The following is a 14,391-nucleotide window of genomic DNA, read 5'->3' as shown; positions in this document are numbered from 1 at the left end:
GTATTATGAGCATTGAATTTATTGGTATGGCGTGTGCGCTGGGCCTGTCCGCCATGGGCAGCGCGTTCGGCGCGGGCTTCGCGGCGCAGGCAAGCGTCGGCGCGTGGAAGAAGTGCTACGCGAACGGCAAGCCCGCTCCCTTCATCATGGTCGCCTTCTCCGGCGCGCCCCTGACGCAGACCATCTACGGCTTCCTGCTGATGAACTTCATCCGCAGCGCCGTGGCCTCCGGCGCCGATCCCGCGCTCGCCATGTTTACGGGCATCTTCGCGGGTCTCGCCATCGGCCTGTCCGCGTTCTTCCAGGGCAAGGTCGCCGCGGCGAGCGCCGACGCGCTCGGCGAGACCGGCAAGGGCACGGCGAACTTCTTCATCGTCATCGGCATCATCGAAACGGTCGCGCTCTTCACGCTCGTCTTCAGCCTCCTGCTGTTACAGTAAGCGCAAGGAGAAATTTCATAGCGGCACAGCAAGGGAGCCGGAGGATGTCCAGCTCCCTTCTTGCAGCATTTTCTTCACGATACCCTCATTTTCCGCCAAAGGCGCAGGCTTTTTTGTCGAGATCTGCAATGTCCTCCTCCCTTCATTTCATCATTAGCTGAGCGAATGATAAGTATATTAAATTGATTCTTTTCTTATGCCGTTGTATCCCGTATAATGCTGAGGCTGGCGTTTTGACGCAAACCGTATCTCTCATAGTACGGAGGAAATATTCAGGAGGCTATTATCATGGCGAATTGTGCGATCGTAGGCATCAACTGGGGCGACGAGGGCAAGGGCCGCATGGTCGACTACCTCACCGACCATTTCAACGTGGTCGTGCGCTATCAGGGCGGCGGCAACGCGGGCCACACCGTCGTGAACGATAAGGGCAAGTTCGCCCTGCACCTGCTGCCCAGCGGCATCTTCCGCGAGGGCGTGGTGAACATTCTCGGCAACGGCGTGGCGCTCGACTGCGAGAACCTGTATAACGAGATCGAGACCCTGCGCGCCGCAGGCGTGACGATCACGCCGGAGAACCTGAAGGTCAGCGAGCGCGCCTCCCTGCTGCTGCCGTGGCACCGCGAGCTCGACGCGCTGGAGGAAGCGCGCCTCAAGGACAAGAAGTACGGCTCCACCAAGCAGGGCATCGCGCCGTTCTATTCCGACAAGTATCAAAAAAAGACCGTGCTCGCCGGCGAGCTGCTCCACCCCGAGCACCTCAAGGCGCATCTGGCCGACCTGCTCGAGTGGAAGAACCTCACGCTCACCCATGTCTACGGTGCAAAGGGCTATACCATGGACGAGCTGGCGGCGTGGATCGACGACTTCGGCGCGAAGATCAGGCCCTTTGTCGCCAACACCACGGCACTTCTGCGCGAGGCGCAGGCAAACGGCAAGCGCATCCTCTTCGAGGCCCAGCTCGGCGCGCTGCGCGATCTGGACTACGGCATCTATCCCTACACCACCTCCTCCAACGCCATCGCCGCCTATGCGCCGGTCGGCTCAGGTCTGCCCACCGCAAAGCTCGACGAGGTCGTGGGCGTGGTCAAGGCTTACTCCTCCTGCGTGGGCGAGGGGCCCTTCACCTGCGAGTGGTTCGGCGATGAAGCGGCAAAGCTGCGCGAGGCCGGTGCGGAGTTCGGCGCAAAGACCGGCCGTCCCCGCCGCGTCGGCCCCATCGACCTCGTGGCGACGCGCTACGGCGTGGAGATGCAGGGTGCGACGAGCATCGCCCTCACGAAGCTCGACGTGCTCAGCTACATGGACAAGATCCCTCTGTGCGCCCACTATGAGATCGACGGCGTGCAGACCGACGATTTCCCCTTCCCCGTCCTTCTTGACCGCGCCAAGCCCGTCATGGAGTATATGCCCGGCTGGCAGTGCGACATCTCCGGCGCCCGCCGCTGGGAGGATCTGCCCGAGGCCGCGCGCAGCTACGTCGAATATGTGGAAAAGGCCATCGGCTGTCCCATCGGCTATGTCTCCGTCGGCGCGGAAAGAGAAAGCCTCATTCTCCGATAAGAAAAATGGAACGGCAGCGCCGTTCCATTTTCTTTCGGGTGGACAAGCTGCGGATTTTTCGGTACAATAAAGCAAATCAGAAAAGAGGAACGAGCCATGAGCAAAGACGTTTACGAATCTCCCCTGTCGTCGCGCTATGCGTCGCCGTATATGCTGCACCTGTTCTCCGCCGATATGCGCTTTCAGACATGGCGGCGGCTGTGGACCGCGCTTGCCCGCGCGGAGCACGAGCTGGGGCTGCCCATCACCGCCGGGCAGGTCGCGGAGCTGGAAGCGCACATCACCGACATTGACTACGCCGTGGCCGAGCAGCGCGAGCGCGAGGTGCGCCACGATGTGATGGCGCACGTCTACGCCTATGGCAAGGCCGCACCGTCCGCCGCCGGCATCATCCACCTCGGCGCGACGAGCTGCTACGTCACCGACAACGCCGATCTCATTCTCTACCGCGACGGCCTGCGCTATCTGCGCGGCGAGCTGCTCGGCGTGCTGGCAAATCTCGCCGCGTTTGCTCGCGAATACGCCGCCGTGCCCACCCTCGGCTACACGCACTATCAGCCCGCACAGCCTGTGACCGTCGGCAAGCGCGCAGCGCTCTGGATGCAGGATTTTCTCAGCGATCTTGAGGAGCTCGACCACATTCTCGCCACGCTGAAATTCCTCGGCTGCCGCGGCACGACCGGCACCGAAGCCAGCTTCATGGACCTCTTTGACGGCGACGGCGCGAAGATCGACGAGATGAACCGCCGCATCGCCGCAGAGTTCGGCTTCGACCGCTGCTTCTCCGTCTGCGGCCAGACCTACCCGCGCAAGACCGACAGCCGCATCTTGAACGTCCTCTCCTCCCTCGCGCAGAGCGCCTACCGCATGGCGAACGACATCCGTCTGCTTCAGCACGACCGGCAGATCGAGGAGCCGTTCGAGAAAAACCAGATCGGCTCGTCCGCCATGGCCTACAAGCGCAACCCCATGCGCTGTGAGCGCATCTGCTCGCTCAGCCGCTATCTGATGGCCGACGCCGCCAACGCCCCCATGACCGCGAGCGTCCAGTGGCTCGAGCGCACGCTCGACGACTCCGCCAACCGCCGCATCGCCCTGCCCGAGGGCTTCCTCTGCGCGGACGCCGTGCTGCGCCTGTGCCAGAATGTCACCAACGGTCTGCACGTCAACGAGAAGATCGTCGACCGCACCATCCGCGAATACCTACCTTTCCTCGCCACCGAGAACATCATGATGGAAGCCGTCAAGCGCGGCGGCGACCGGCAGGAGCTGCATGAGCGCATCCGGCAGCATTCCATGGCCGCGACCGCGCGCATGAAGGAGGGCGAACGCTGCGACCTGCTCGATCGTCTCGCCGCCGATCCCGCCTTCGGCATGACCCGTGCGGAGCTCGACACCGTCATGGACCCCGCACTCTACACCGGCCGCTGCGCGCAGCAGGTCGAGCGCTTTCTATCCGAGTGCGCGTCCCTGCTCGCGGACGCGCAAAGCGCCGACGGCGCGATCAGCCTGTAAACGCAGCAAGCCCTCCCGGTCGGGAGGGCTTGACTTTTTTGCGCGGTATGGTACAATCGTCTCAAGGACGCTGTTGTATTGCGGCGGTTAGCCACTCCCTTGCGAAAGGGGGTGATGCAGATGGGAAACGGGCGCCGGGCGCGAGCCCTGCGTTTCGCGATATGCTTCATCGTGATTCTTGCGGTCATGATCTACATAGCCCCAAAAGCGTGTTGACCGCCTGGCTGCAACCCAAGCGGTCAACATAGTTCTACTATTTGACGTGTGAGGGCTAACTGCCGATACAGCAGCGTCCCTTTCTATCTTCATTATAATCCGGCGGGCGAAAATGTCAAGCCGGAAATTTTTTGCCCTCGTTGCACATAAGTGGACACCAAACCGGCGAATCACTCCTACAGGTGATTCGAGATATTTTCGCCGTAAGAAAAGATCATAAAACCGGCGGAAACCTCGGAATTTTACACGAAAAACTGAATCATACACCATCGGCCGCCCCCGGCAGGGCGGCTTGAAACAAAAGGCCGAGAGGAGAATGATATGGACTCTCTTCCGAATTATAAATCTGCACCCAATGCAAATCAGTATCACCAGCCAAGCAATTAGAAAGAGCTTGAAGCGAGCAAGTACCAGAAGTGAAAGCCATCGTGCAATAGTCCATTTTTACTACGTATTTCATAGCGCATACTCCTATCTCAGTTTTTTCCTCGCTGATAGAGTATCAATATCGTACCCCCATACATTTTGGGAAATTTCAAAAATTTTCGCAGCAATGGAAGGCGTTTCAAGAATCGGTGTGAAAAAATGGGTAGACGGAAGGGTAGACGGCGACCCTCTCGGAAAACCCGCAAGCCCTTGCACCCCAGGCGTTTCGGCGGGTAGACATCGGGTAGACATGGGCGGTTTTGAACAAAACGGATCGTCAAAGTGTACAAAAAAAGCGCCCTTCGGCGCTTTTTTCAAAAGGACTCATTTTCAGGTTTTCACGATCCGCTTTTTTCCGCACTTCGGACAGGTCAATTCGACCGTTCCGACGCTGCGCGGCACACGGCAATAGGTGCCGCAGGAGCACTTCACATACTTGTGTTCCTTGTCGGCGCGGCGGGCCTTCGCTCCGCGCAGGGCGCTCTGCTTCGGCCCCCACCACTGCATGAATTTTGCGTTTTCCGCACGGCGCTTTTCGAGGTTGCGCGAGAACATACGGAACAGCAGATATACGCACAAAAAGAGCGTGGTATAGTGGATGAAGGCGGCAAATGCCTGCCCCGGCACCAAGGCGGGCAGCAGGCTGAGCACCAACTCAGCGATAAACAAGGCCCAGCAGAGCTGGTCGACGCCGTTTCGACCGTACATGAAGCGCGCCATCGCGCAGCGAAGCTTATAAATGAAATTCTGCAAGGTCCATCACACTTTCTATCAAAATTGCTTTTATTCTATATGATTTCGCCTAAATAGTAAAGAGGGTGCAAAAAAGTTTACGAAACGGCAATAATTGGTTTGACACAGGACGCTTCGTATGCTATGATACCGAAAGGAATAAGGGAGTAGCCAACGCCGCTGCGGCGTCGGGCGGGTCGTCATCACGGGGCTGCGCCCCCGGTCCGCTCATGAAATGGCGAGACTTTTACCGAAGACGTCTTTGCAGCCGTCCGACGGTAAGAGTCTTTTTCTTTTCCCAAAACAATTCTATGATACAGGAGTGTGTTGCATTTATGAGCTTTCTGCTTGACGGCTTTCGAGCCGTGACGTGGCAGCAGGGCGTGATGTACCTCGTGGGCTTCGCGCTCATCTACCTCGCCATCCAAAAGGACTATGAGCCGGCGCTGCTGCTGCCGATGGGCTTCGGCGCCATCCTCGTCAACCTGCCGAGCTCCGGCGTCCTCAACCAGATGGTCGAGGGCATCGGCGAGAGCCAGGGCATTATCCAATGGCTCTTCGAGACCACCATCGAGGCCAGCGAAGCGCTGCCGCTGCTGCTGTTCATCGGCATCGGCGCGATGATCGACTTCGGCCCGCTGCTCTCAAATCCCAAGATGCTGCTCTTCGGCGCGGCGGCGCAGTTTGGCATCTTCTTCACCATGGTCGCTGCCGTCCTGCTCGGCTTCGACCTCGCGGACGCCGCTTCCATCGGCATCATCGGCGCGGCGGACGGCCCGACCTCCATCCTCGTCTCGCAGGTGCTGCACTCGAGCTACGTCGGCCCCATCGCCGTCGCGGCGTACTCTTACATGGCGCTCGTGCCGATCATCCAGCCCTTCGCCATCAAGCTCGTGACGACGAAAAAAGAGCGCCGCATCCGGATGCCCTACAACCCCAAGAACGTTTCGCGCACGCTGCGCATCTGCTTCCCGATCCTTGTGACCATCATCGCGGGCTTCATTGCGCCGATGTCCGTCTCGCTCGTCGGCTTCCTGATGTTCGGCAACCTGCTGCGCGAGTGCGGCTGCCTTGACCGTCTCTCCGAAACGGCGCAGAACACGCTGGCGAACCTCATCACGCTGCTGCTCGGCATCACGATCTCGTTCTCCATGCGCGCCGAGCAGTTTGTCAATCCCGACACGCTGAAAATCATGCTGCTCGGTCTTGTCGCCTTTGTGTTCGACTCCATCGCGGGCGTGATGTTCGCGAAGCTCCTCAACCTGTTCAGCAGGAAGAAGGTCAACCCGATGGTCGGCGCGGCAGGCATTTCGGCGTTCCCGATGTCCGCGCGCGTCATCCAGAAGATGGGGCTTGAGGCCGATCCGCAGAACCATCTTCTGATGCACGCGGTGGGTGCGAACGTCGCCGGGCAGATCGCAAGTGTCCTCGCGGGCGGCATGATCCTCAACCTCGTGCCGCAGCTCTTGAAGTAAGGAGGAAGAGAATATGACTGCTCTCGAAGCCGCCCTCACGATCCTGTGGCAGGGGATGCTCGGCATCTTCGCCGTCATGGCGCTCATCACGCTGATCGTCATGCTCTTCACCAAGTTCAGCAAGTAACTGCGTAAACGCAGCAAGCCCTCCCGGTCGGGAGGGCTTGACTTTTTTGTGCGGTATGGTACAATCGTTTTGAGGGACGCTGCACAGACGGCAGGCGGTCGGCCACACCACCCGAAAGGGGGTGAGACCATGCGGATCACTTTACATATCGGATCCTTTACGGTAACGATTATGATAAAGAAACGCGAAAACCGCCACTCTGCCAAGTGACGGTTTTCTAAAGATTCTTTAGCAAAAACCTGAACTGGGTCGACCGCTTGTCGCAGCGTCCCTTTCTATCTTCATTATAATCCGGCGGGCGAAAATGTCAAGCCGGAAATTTTTTCGCTTTCGTTGCACGCGGACGGACACCAAACCGGCGAATCACTCCTACAGGTGATTCGAGATATTTTCGCCGTAAGAAAAAATCATAAAACCGGCGGAAACCTCGGAATTTTACACGAAAAACTGAATCATACACCATCGGCCGCCCCCGGCAGGGCGGCTTGAAAACAAACCTCGCCCTGATCGCAGGGCGTAAAAAACAGGAGGAAGCATGACAAAAACCACCAACTATCAGCTCCCCAAGTGGGAGAAAACCGACCGCATCCAAATGTCCGATTTCAACGACATGACCGCGGCCCTCGACGCCGCGCTCAAGGCCAACGCCGACGCCATCGCGGCGGTCGGCTATGTCACGGGAAGGTACACCGGCACCGGCTCTTATCCGCGCACGATCGACCTCGGCTTTCAGCCGAAGGCAGTGGTCCTCACCACCTACACCGGCTACACCAACAACAGCGGCTCACCCTTCGGCGGCGTGTTCGGCGTCGGGATGCCGCTGAGCGGCTGCGCCGAGGTCGCGTCAAACGGCTTTACACTCAAGGCGGAATACGTCAACCAAAAAAACACCGTTTACAACTACATCGCATTCAAGTGATCGGATGCGGACACAAAAAGGGGAAGGCTTCGAAAGGAGCCTTCCCCTTTTGTCCTGCGGCGATCACTTCGATTTGCATTCGTTGCACTGTTCCTTGCCCGTCGGAACACTGCTGGTCTTTACCCAGTTCGGGTCGCTCGCGCTGTAGTCGTTTTTCGAGCAGGAGGTCTCCCAATGGTAGGTGTCGCTGTTTTTGTTGTAGTAGTAGGGGGCTTTCGGTTCAGACATGGTGCGGTCTCCTTTCTGAAAAATATAGGGGGAAATGCGCGCCCCGAAGGGCGCGCATTTCTTGTGGGATTAGGCGATGCTAACAGCGCCGGTCACAACACCGGTGAAGGTGTAGGTGCCGGTGGTGGCAGCAGCGGTGGGAGTGATGGTAACAGTGTTCGTGCCGGAAATCACAACACTGGTCACACCCGCAACGCCGGTACCGGTCAGAGTAGCGTTGGTCAGGGTAGCGCCGGTCACGGTGAATGCCTTGGTGGTGGCGGCATTGGAGGTACCGCCCAGAGTCAGCGTGAAGGTGACGGTCTCGCCGGCAACAGCCTTGATCTTATCAACGGCGATCACGGCAGTAGCACCGGTGTTGTAGGTAGTGGAAGCCAAACCGGCAACGGCGTAGCCGGTGGCAGTCTGGGCACCGTTGAGCTCGTTGCTCGTGTCAACGACGAGAAGCTTCAGCTCGCTATCATAGATCGCCATGCTGTTCAGATAGTAACCGCCGTTGGGAGTGGCCTGAGCCAGCTCGATCGCGCCGCCCTCGGAACCGGTGTGGTTCTTGGTGTCGACATAGAGGATCTCGGTCTTATCCTTGATAGCGGTCAGACCGCTGGTGTAATCAGCGCCCTCGTCGCTCGCCAGAGCGATGAGCTTGTCGCCCTCGCTGTAAGCGGTAACAGCGGTGAACTGATAGTCGGTATCCTCGGCCAGCTTGGTGCTGGTGACAGTGCCATCGGTGTTCTGAACGTAAGTGATCAGGTCGCCCTTGGTCAGAGCATGGACACCGGAAACTGTGTTCTTGGTATCCTGAACGCTGAGCTTGCCGTTGGTGGTCCAGATGTCATAAGCGTAAACGGTGACATCGTCGCTGTCCTTGGTGGCATAAGGAGCGGTAAGGACATAGCCGTAGCTGCTGGAAGTACCAAAGTTGGTAGCGGCGGTGGACATGAACGCGACCTTGATCGTGTCAACGCCGTTGGTGGTGCTGCTCAGGCTCTCAACGTTGACCGTAGTGGTGTCGGTGTAGGTCTTGAGCGCGGCACCGGTAATGACGGTGTACTTTGCGTTGGCGTAAGTTCCATGGTTGTACTGGACGAAGATGATAGCGTCATCGGCGATCAGCTTGCTGTCCAGATAGGCGGGGGTGTTGGAAGAAGAGACAGCCTTGGTGTAGTTGCCGTCGGTGTTGTTCACATAGACATCATAGCCGGCCTTGTTGGAACCGGAAGCCTTCGTGACATCATAGGTGCCGTCGGCCAGCTTCTTGTAGGTGATCAGACGGTCGCTGTCAGCGGAGTTGTCCAGGTCAGTCAGACTTGCGGTGGTAGCAAGGGTATCGCTATTAGCAACATCGGTGCCGTTGATCTTGCTGATGGTGATGATCTCGGTCTTGCCATCGGGGAACATGACCTTGGCCTTGATGCCGCTCAGAGCGGTGGCAGCCTCTTCGGCGATGACCATAGCAACATCCTTGGAGGAAGCGCTGACGACCTTAGAGCCAACAGCATAGCCGTTGACGACGGCGATCTGGTAGGTATCGCCAAGGCTCAGAGTCTGAGCGAGCTTGGTGTACCAAGTACCGCCGATCTGCGCGGAGGTGGACTTCTCCGCAGTGACCTTGCCCTCAACGATCTCGATCTTGCTCATCTCGCGGGTAGCACCGGAAACACCGTAACCCGGGATCAGGACGTAGTCGTTCTTGGCAATGCCGGCGGGGAAGACATAGTTGGTCGTGCCGCTGTCGGCGGAGTAGGTCTTCTCGTCCTTGTCATAAGCATAGTTGCTGCCGGCAGTGATGCTGGAGGTACCAACGTAGGTGACCTTGGCAGCGGTAGCGGGATAGTAAACGATCAGGTCAGCCTTGCCGTCGTCATTGTTGTCGATGGCAGCAAGCTCGCTGAACTTGTTCGCATTGGTAGCGCCAGCGATCAGGTCGTCCAGCTCGGCAGCGGAAGAGGTCGCATTGAAAGTGAAGTAGTCGATGACATTGGCAGCGCTGTTCAGCTTGACCTTGGTATCGCCGAACTTCACAGTCGTGTCGGTATCGCCGGCAGCAATAGCGGTGCCGTCGGTATCGGTGACCTTGCCGATGGTGCCGGTGGCGAGAACCTTAGCATCGGAGTAGATGCCGTAAACGGTCTTGCTGTCCTTGTAGACAACAGCGACCTTCTGGCCATACAGGGAGGAGTAGTCCTTGCTGGTGGTCAGGACGGTATTGTCGGTAATGCCGTCGTCATTAGTAGTGTTGATGAGGCTGCCGAAAGTGGAGCCGTCGTTGTTGACATGATAGGTGTAGTTCTTCTTGACGGAATCATAGGAGATGCCGCCATCGAGGTAACCGTACTTCTTCGCAGCGCCGAAGGTCTCACGCAGCAGGTTGTGGCCCGCATCGCCATAAGGAGCATAGCTGTCGCGGATGCTGCCGTCGTTACGGCCGACGGAGGAGGTCTTCTCGATCATCTGAGCCTGAACAGCGTTCCAGATCATCTGAGCAGCCTCGTCACGGGTGAGGACCTTGTTAGAGGTGACAGAGAGCTTGTCGAAGAACTTGCTCAGCTGAGCATCGCGGATGATGTTGATGGACCACTGAGAGCCAACGTAGCCCTGAACGTCGGCATTGTAGCCGATGGCGACGAGCAGCATCTTGGCAGCCTCAACGGCGGTGACGTTCGCGTTGGGAGCGAAGGTGCCGTCGCCACGACCGGCGATGACGCCCTGGCTGTAGCAATACTTGATGAAGCCTTCCGCCCAGTGACCGTTGATGTCGGTCAGGTCGGTGGCGGTGCCCTTGAAGGCAGCCGCGTCGATGTCGCCGAGCATGATGATGGTGATCATCTTCGCCATCTCCGCACGGGTGACGTTGCCGGCGGGAGCGAAGCTGCCGTCGGGCATACCATTGATGACGCCGAGGGCGCTCATCACTTCAACAGCCTCGGTGTGCTCGATCTTGTCGGCATCCTTGAAAGCTGCGTTGCTGATGGTGACGAGGGACATGGTCATGACCAGCGCCAGCACCAGAGCGAGTAACTTTTTCATATAGTGTTACTCTCCTTTCTGAAATTTCCGTTTCCGGTTCTGCGGCATCGTATATTTTTCCGCGTTTCGGCGCGATTTTCTTTTGTTTATGCACGTCGGCTCGTTGAGGAGGGCGTCCGTCAAAATCCTGCCTTTGTGCAAAACGGAGAAAATGTTGCAAAAACGATTAAAATAGGCGATATCGTACCCCCATACATTTTCGGAAATTTCAAAAATTTTCGCAGAAATAGCAGGCGTTTCAGGGAGCGGCGTGAAAAAATGGGTAGACGGAAGGGTAGACGGCGACCCTCTCGGAAAACCCGCAAGCCCTTGCGCCCCAGGCGTTTCGGCGGGTAGACATCGGGTAGACATCCTTGTTTTGTTCAAAAACCGTTTGTGCAAAACGGAGAAAAATGCAGTTTTTGAAGAAGCCATGAAACTTTTCAGATTTCTATAGCCTTTTTGTCGCGGGCGTGGTATACTGCAATTTACAGTATCTCTCGAGGAGGAAACGCCATGAAACGAATGCTTGCGTTGCTGCTTACGGCAATGCTGATCTTGACGCTGCTGCCCGGCTGCGGCAAAAAGGACCCGGGCGGCGACGCTCCGGAGGTCCCCGAAAATCCATCGGAGCAGGGCGGCGAAACGCCCGATGTGACGCCCGAGCCGGAGCCCTACGTTGATCCCTACGAGGCGGTCAGGACCTATTGGAGCGAGGACCAGCTCACACAGTCCTGGGGCCCCGACCAGATCGTGGAGCACCTTTTCTTCCATCCCGTCATCGCCTATCCCCAGTGGGCATTTCACGACTGTGGCGCGAGCCAGAGCGAACGCTACGGTCTCGATGACTGGATGGTGACCGCGGACGAGTACGCGAAGATCTTACAGTCCGTGTATGAAAAGGGCTACATTCTTGTCGCCATCGAGGACGTGTGGAGCGAGGTCACGGACGAGAGCGGCACGCACATGGTGCGCAACACACTCAAGCTGCCCGAGGGCAAAAAGCCGCTCATCATCAGCTTTGACGATGTGAACTACTACCCCTATATGCTCGAGCAGGGCTTCACGAGCAAGCTCGTGGTCGGCGAGGACGGTGAGATCTGGGCCGAGTGCACCGATCCCTACACGAAGGAGACCTTCCTGACCAAGGAGGGCGACGCCACCACGATGCTCGACGAGTTCGTTTACGAGCACCCCGACTTCTCGCTCAACGGCGCGAAAGCCATTTTCTCACTGACCGGCTACTATGGCATCCTCGGCTACCGCACGCAGGATGACCGCGACATCGCCAAGGACAGCCCCGAGCGCGCAGCGTTCGAGGCCAACCGCGCGGCGGAGATCGAAGCGGTCAAGCCCGTGATCGCGCGGCTCAAGGAGACCGGCTGGACCTTCGGCAGTCACACCTGGGGTCACATCCGTCTGGCGGACAAGCCGCTGCAGACCGTCATCAACGACACCGAGCGCTGGGCGGACGAGGTCGGCAGTCTGGTCGGACCTACCAATGTGCTCTTCTACCCGCACGGCGGGCGTCCCGACGGCGACGACTGGCACAAGACCGGTGAACGCTTCCACTATCTCCAGAGTCAGGGCTTCCGCATCTTCGCGAGCGTCGGCGTCAATTCGTTCAGCTACATCAAGCCGGACATCTCCGCCGTCATCTGCGACCGTCTGCATCCGGACGGCACGACGCTGCGCCACTCCCGCAGCCGCTATCTGCAATTCTACAATGCCGAGGACATCATCGATCTTTCGGTCCGTCCCGACCTCGGCGTGGACTGGTAAGGAGGAACGAATGAGCGAACATGAGCTGATGCGAAAGGCGATCGAAATGCTCGACCGCGCGTATATCCCCTATTCTCACTTCCCCGTCGGCGCGGCGCTGGAATGCGAGGACGGCACGGTATATACCGGCTGCAACATCGAAAATTCGAGCTTTGGCCTCACCATCTGCGCCGAGCGCACCGCCGCCGTCAAGGCGATCAGCGAGGGGCATTCCAAATTCCGCCGCATCGTCATCGCCGGCAACAGCAAGGATTTCTGCTATCCCTGCGGCGCGTGCCGCCAGTTCCTTTATGAGTTTTCCCCCGATATGGAGGTCATCTGTCTCAACCGCGCACGCGAGGCAAAGCGGATGACGCTCCGCGAGCTGATGCCCTGCGGCTTTGACAGCACGTTTCTCTAAGAAAAAATCTTTGATATAACAGGTGATCAACATGGTAGACATTACGAAAATCGCAGCGATCTACGCTGACGCCGAGCGCTACGGCGGCATGACCGTGACCGTCGGCGGCTGGGCCAAGACCATCCGCGACCTCAAGACCTTCGGCTTCATCGAGCTCAACGACGGCTCCTGCTTTCGCAACCTGCAGGTCGTCATGGACGCGAACATTCTCGCCAACTATAAGGAGATCGCCGCCCAGAACGTCGGCGCGGCGCTCATCGTCATCGGCGAGGTCGTGCTCACGCCCGAGGCCAAGCAGCCGCTTGAGCTTAAGGCGACTGAGATCGCGGTCGAGGGCCCGTCCACGCCGGACTATCCCCTGCAGAAGAAGCGCCACAGCGTCGAGTTCCTGCGCACCATCCAGCATCTCCGCCCGCGCACGAACCTTTTCAACGCGACCTTCCGCGTGCGCTCCGCTGCGGCTTTCGCGGTGCATGAGTTCTTCCAGAGCCGCGGCTTCACCTACGTCAACACCCCCATCATCACCGGCTCCGACTGCGAGGGCGCGGGCGAGATGTTCCAGGTCACGACGCTCGATCTTGAAAACGTCCCCAAGACCGAGGACGGCAAGGTCGATTATTCTCAGGATTTCTTCGGCAAGAAGACCAGCCTGACCGTCTCCGGCCAGCTCAACGCCGAGAACTTCGCCATGGCCTTCGGCAACGTCTACACCTTCGGCCCCACCTTCCGCGCCGAGAATTCCAACACCGCGCGCCACGCCGCCGAATTCTGGATGATCGAGCCGGAGATGGCGTTCTGCGACCTCGACGGCGACCTTGAGGTCATGGAGGCGATGGTGAAATATATCATCACCGCTGTCATGGAGCGCTGCCCCGACGACCTTGCGTTCTTCAACAGCTTTGTCGATAAGGGCCTCATCGAGAGATTGCAGCACGTCGCCGCCAGCGACTTCGGCCGCATCACCTACACCGACGCCGTCGAGCTGCTCAAACAGCACAACGACCGGTTCGACTACAAGGTCGACTGGGGCACCGACCTCCAGACCGAGCACGAGCGCTTCCTCACCGAGCAGATCTTCAAGCGTCCCGTGTTCGTCACCGATTATCCCAAGGAGATCAAGGCGTTCTATATGCGCCTGAACGACGACGGCAAAACCGTCGCCGCTGCGGACTGCCTTGTGCCCGGCATCGGTGAGATCATCGGCGGCAGCCAGCGCGAGGAGCGTCTCGACGTGCTCGAGAGCCGCATCAAGGAGCTTGGCATGAATCCCGCCGACTACTGGTGGTACTGCGACCTGCGCCGCTACGGCTCCTGCCGCCACGCGGGCTTCGGACTCGGCTTCGAGCGCATGGTGATGTACCTCACGGGCGTGGGCAACATCCGCGACGTGGAGCTGCATCCCCGTACCGTCGGCAACGCGGAGTTCTAAGAACCGGAATATGAATAAGCATCCACCCGCCAAGCGGGTGGTTTTGCTTATGCGGGCAAAGCCCTATGTTCCTCGCGCACGCGTCAAACGCGTAAGTACGGTCTGCCAGCTGCGCAGGATTGTTACTTGCCGC

Annotated in this window: 13 protein-coding genes; 9 read left to right on the top strand and 4 right to left on the bottom strand. The window is 58.6% G+C overall.

The annotated features are described in order from the left end of the window. Positions 1-5: 5 nt before the first annotated feature. From KQI17_RS08585 to purB, 3 genes are all read left to right on the top strand, one after another. Positions 6-440, top strand: a complete 435-nt coding sequence (locus KQI17_RS08585; protein ID WP_022018563.1) for a hypothetical protein — start codon at positions 6-8, stop codon at positions 438-440. A 288-nt stretch (positions 441-728) separates the two neighbouring features. Next, entirely contained in the window at positions 729-2,003 is a 1,275-nt protein-coding gene (locus KQI17_RS08580) for an adenylosuccinate synthase (protein WP_216495768.1), read from the top strand. 96 nt (positions 2,004-2,099) lie between these two features. Next, positions 2,100-3,518, top strand: a complete 1,419-nt coding sequence (gene purB / locus KQI17_RS08575; RefSeq protein ID WP_216495767.1) for an adenylosuccinate lyase — start codon at positions 2,100-2,102, stop codon at positions 3,516-3,518. 475 nt (positions 3,519-3,993) lie between these two features. On the opposite strand, the gene KQI17_RS08570 is transcribed toward purB, so the two are convergent. Next, positions 3,994-4,194 (bottom strand): hypothetical protein, encoded by a 201-nt coding sequence (locus KQI17_RS08570; RefSeq protein WP_216495766.1) that lies wholly within the window; start codon positions 4,192-4,194, stop codon positions 3,994-3,996. A gap of 296 nt (positions 4,195-4,490) precedes the next feature. After that, on the bottom strand, positions 4,491-4,913 hold the full coding sequence (locus tag KQI17_RS08565; RefSeq protein WP_216495765.1) for a hypothetical protein: 423 nt from the start codon (positions 4,911-4,913) through the stop codon (positions 4,491-4,493). A gap of 314 nt (positions 4,914-5,227) precedes the next feature. Here KQI17_RS08565 and KQI17_RS08560 point away from each other — a divergent pair, with 314 nt between their 5' ends. The 3 genes from KQI17_RS08560 (at position 5,228) to KQI17_RS08555 (ending at position 7,413) form a co-directional block, all read left to right on the top strand. Then, the gene (locus KQI17_RS08560; protein ID WP_216495764.1) at positions 5,228-6,367 is read left to right on the top strand and encodes a sodium ion-translocating decarboxylase subunit beta; all 1,140 of its coding nucleotides are present in this window, start codon (positions 5,228-5,230) and stop codon (positions 6,365-6,367) included. A gap of 13 nt (positions 6,368-6,380) precedes the next feature. Beyond that, positions 6,381-6,494, top strand: coding sequence for a sodium pump decarboxylase gamma subunit (locus KQI17_RS13890; RefSeq protein WP_371821980.1), 114 nt, complete (start codon positions 6,381-6,383; stop codon positions 6,492-6,494). A 535-nt stretch (positions 6,495-7,029) separates the two neighbouring features. Further along, on the top strand, positions 7,030-7,413 hold the full coding sequence (locus KQI17_RS08555) for a hypothetical protein (RefSeq protein ID WP_216495763.1): 384 nt from the start codon (positions 7,030-7,032) through the stop codon (positions 7,411-7,413). Positions 7,414-7,476: 63 nt separating this feature from the next. Here the strand turns inward: KQI17_RS08555 and KQI17_RS08550 are convergent, their stop codons facing one another. Beyond that, complete coding sequence (locus tag KQI17_RS08550; RefSeq protein ID WP_216495762.1) at positions 7,477-7,641, bottom strand: hypothetical protein; 165 nt, start codon at positions 7,639-7,641, stop codon at positions 7,477-7,479. 69 nt (positions 7,642-7,710) lie between these two features. Continuing rightward, positions 7,711-10,668 carry an S-layer homology domain-containing protein gene (locus tag KQI17_RS08545; protein ID WP_216495761.1) on the bottom strand — a complete coding sequence of 986 codons (2,958 nt, stop codon included), beginning with the start codon at positions 10,666-10,668 and terminating at the stop codon, positions 7,711-7,713. Positions 10,669-11,163: 495 nt separating this feature from the next. Between KQI17_RS08545 and KQI17_RS08540 the strand changes: the two genes are divergently transcribed. The 3 genes from KQI17_RS08540 to asnS are packed head-to-tail and all read left to right on the top strand — an operon-like array spanning position 11,164 to position 14,258. Further along, positions 11,164-12,429, top strand: a complete 1,266-nt coding sequence (locus KQI17_RS08540) for a polysaccharide deacetylase family protein (RefSeq protein ID WP_216495760.1) — start codon at positions 11,164-11,166, stop codon at positions 12,427-12,429. Between the two features lie 10 nt (positions 12,430-12,439). Continuing rightward, positions 12,440-12,829 (top strand): cytidine deaminase, encoded by a 390-nt coding sequence (locus KQI17_RS08535; protein ID WP_216495759.1) that lies wholly within the window; start codon positions 12,440-12,442, stop codon positions 12,827-12,829. Positions 12,830-12,860: 31 nt separating this feature from the next. Next, positions 12,861-14,258 carry an asparagine--tRNA ligase gene (asnS, locus tag KQI17_RS08530; RefSeq protein ID WP_216495758.1) on the top strand — a complete coding sequence of 466 codons (1,398 nt, stop codon included), beginning with the start codon at positions 12,861-12,863 and terminating at the stop codon, positions 14,256-14,258. Positions 14,259-14,391 lie beyond the last annotated feature (133 nt).

Origin of the sequence: Oscillibacter sp. MSJ-31, from assembly GCF_018918025.1 — a bacterium.
Classification (GTDB): Bacteria; Bacillota; Clostridia; order Oscillospirales; family Oscillospiraceae; genus Hominicoprocola.
This window is presented reverse-complemented; position numbering and strand designations above follow the sequence as displayed.

Excerpts from the sequence above, each read along its gene's own strand:
- KQI17_RS08585 (WP_022018563.1), top strand. The coding sequence starts at position 6 with ATGAGCATTGAATTTATTGGTATGGCGTGTGCGCTGGGCCTGTCCGCC.
- KQI17_RS08580 (WP_216495768.1), top strand. The coding sequence starts at position 729 with ATGGCGAATTGTGCGATCGTAGGCATCAACTGGGGCGACGAGGGCAAG.
- purB (WP_216495767.1), top strand. The coding sequence starts at position 2,100 with ATGAGCAAAGACGTTTACGAATCTCCCCTGTCGTCGCGCTATGCGTCG.
- KQI17_RS08570 (WP_216495766.1), bottom strand. The coding sequence starts at position 4,194 with ATGAAATACGTAGTAAAAATGGACTATTGCACGATGGCTTTCACTTCT.
- KQI17_RS08560 (WP_216495764.1), top strand. The coding sequence starts at position 5,228 with ATGAGCTTTCTGCTTGACGGCTTTCGAGCCGTGACGTGGCAGCAGGGC.
- KQI17_RS13890 (WP_371821980.1), top strand. The coding sequence starts at position 6,381 with ATGACTGCTCTCGAAGCCGCCCTCACGATCCTGTGGCAGGGGATGCTC.
- KQI17_RS08555 (WP_216495763.1), top strand. The coding sequence starts at position 7,030 with ATGACAAAAACCACCAACTATCAGCTCCCCAAGTGGGAGAAAACCGAC.
- KQI17_RS08550 (WP_216495762.1), bottom strand. The coding sequence starts at position 7,641 with ATGTCTGAACCGAAAGCCCCCTACTACTACAACAAAAACAGCGACACC.
- KQI17_RS08545 (WP_216495761.1), bottom strand. The coding sequence starts at position 10,668 with ATGAAAAAGTTACTCGCTCTGGTGCTGGCGCTGGTCATGACCATGTCC.
- KQI17_RS08540 (WP_216495760.1), top strand. The coding sequence starts at position 11,164 with ATGAAACGAATGCTTGCGTTGCTGCTTACGGCAATGCTGATCTTGACG.
- KQI17_RS08535 (WP_216495759.1), top strand. The coding sequence starts at position 12,440 with ATGAGCGAACATGAGCTGATGCGAAAGGCGATCGAAATGCTCGACCGC.
- asnS (WP_216495758.1), top strand. The coding sequence starts at position 12,861 with ATGGTAGACATTACGAAAATCGCAGCGATCTACGCTGACGCCGAGCGC.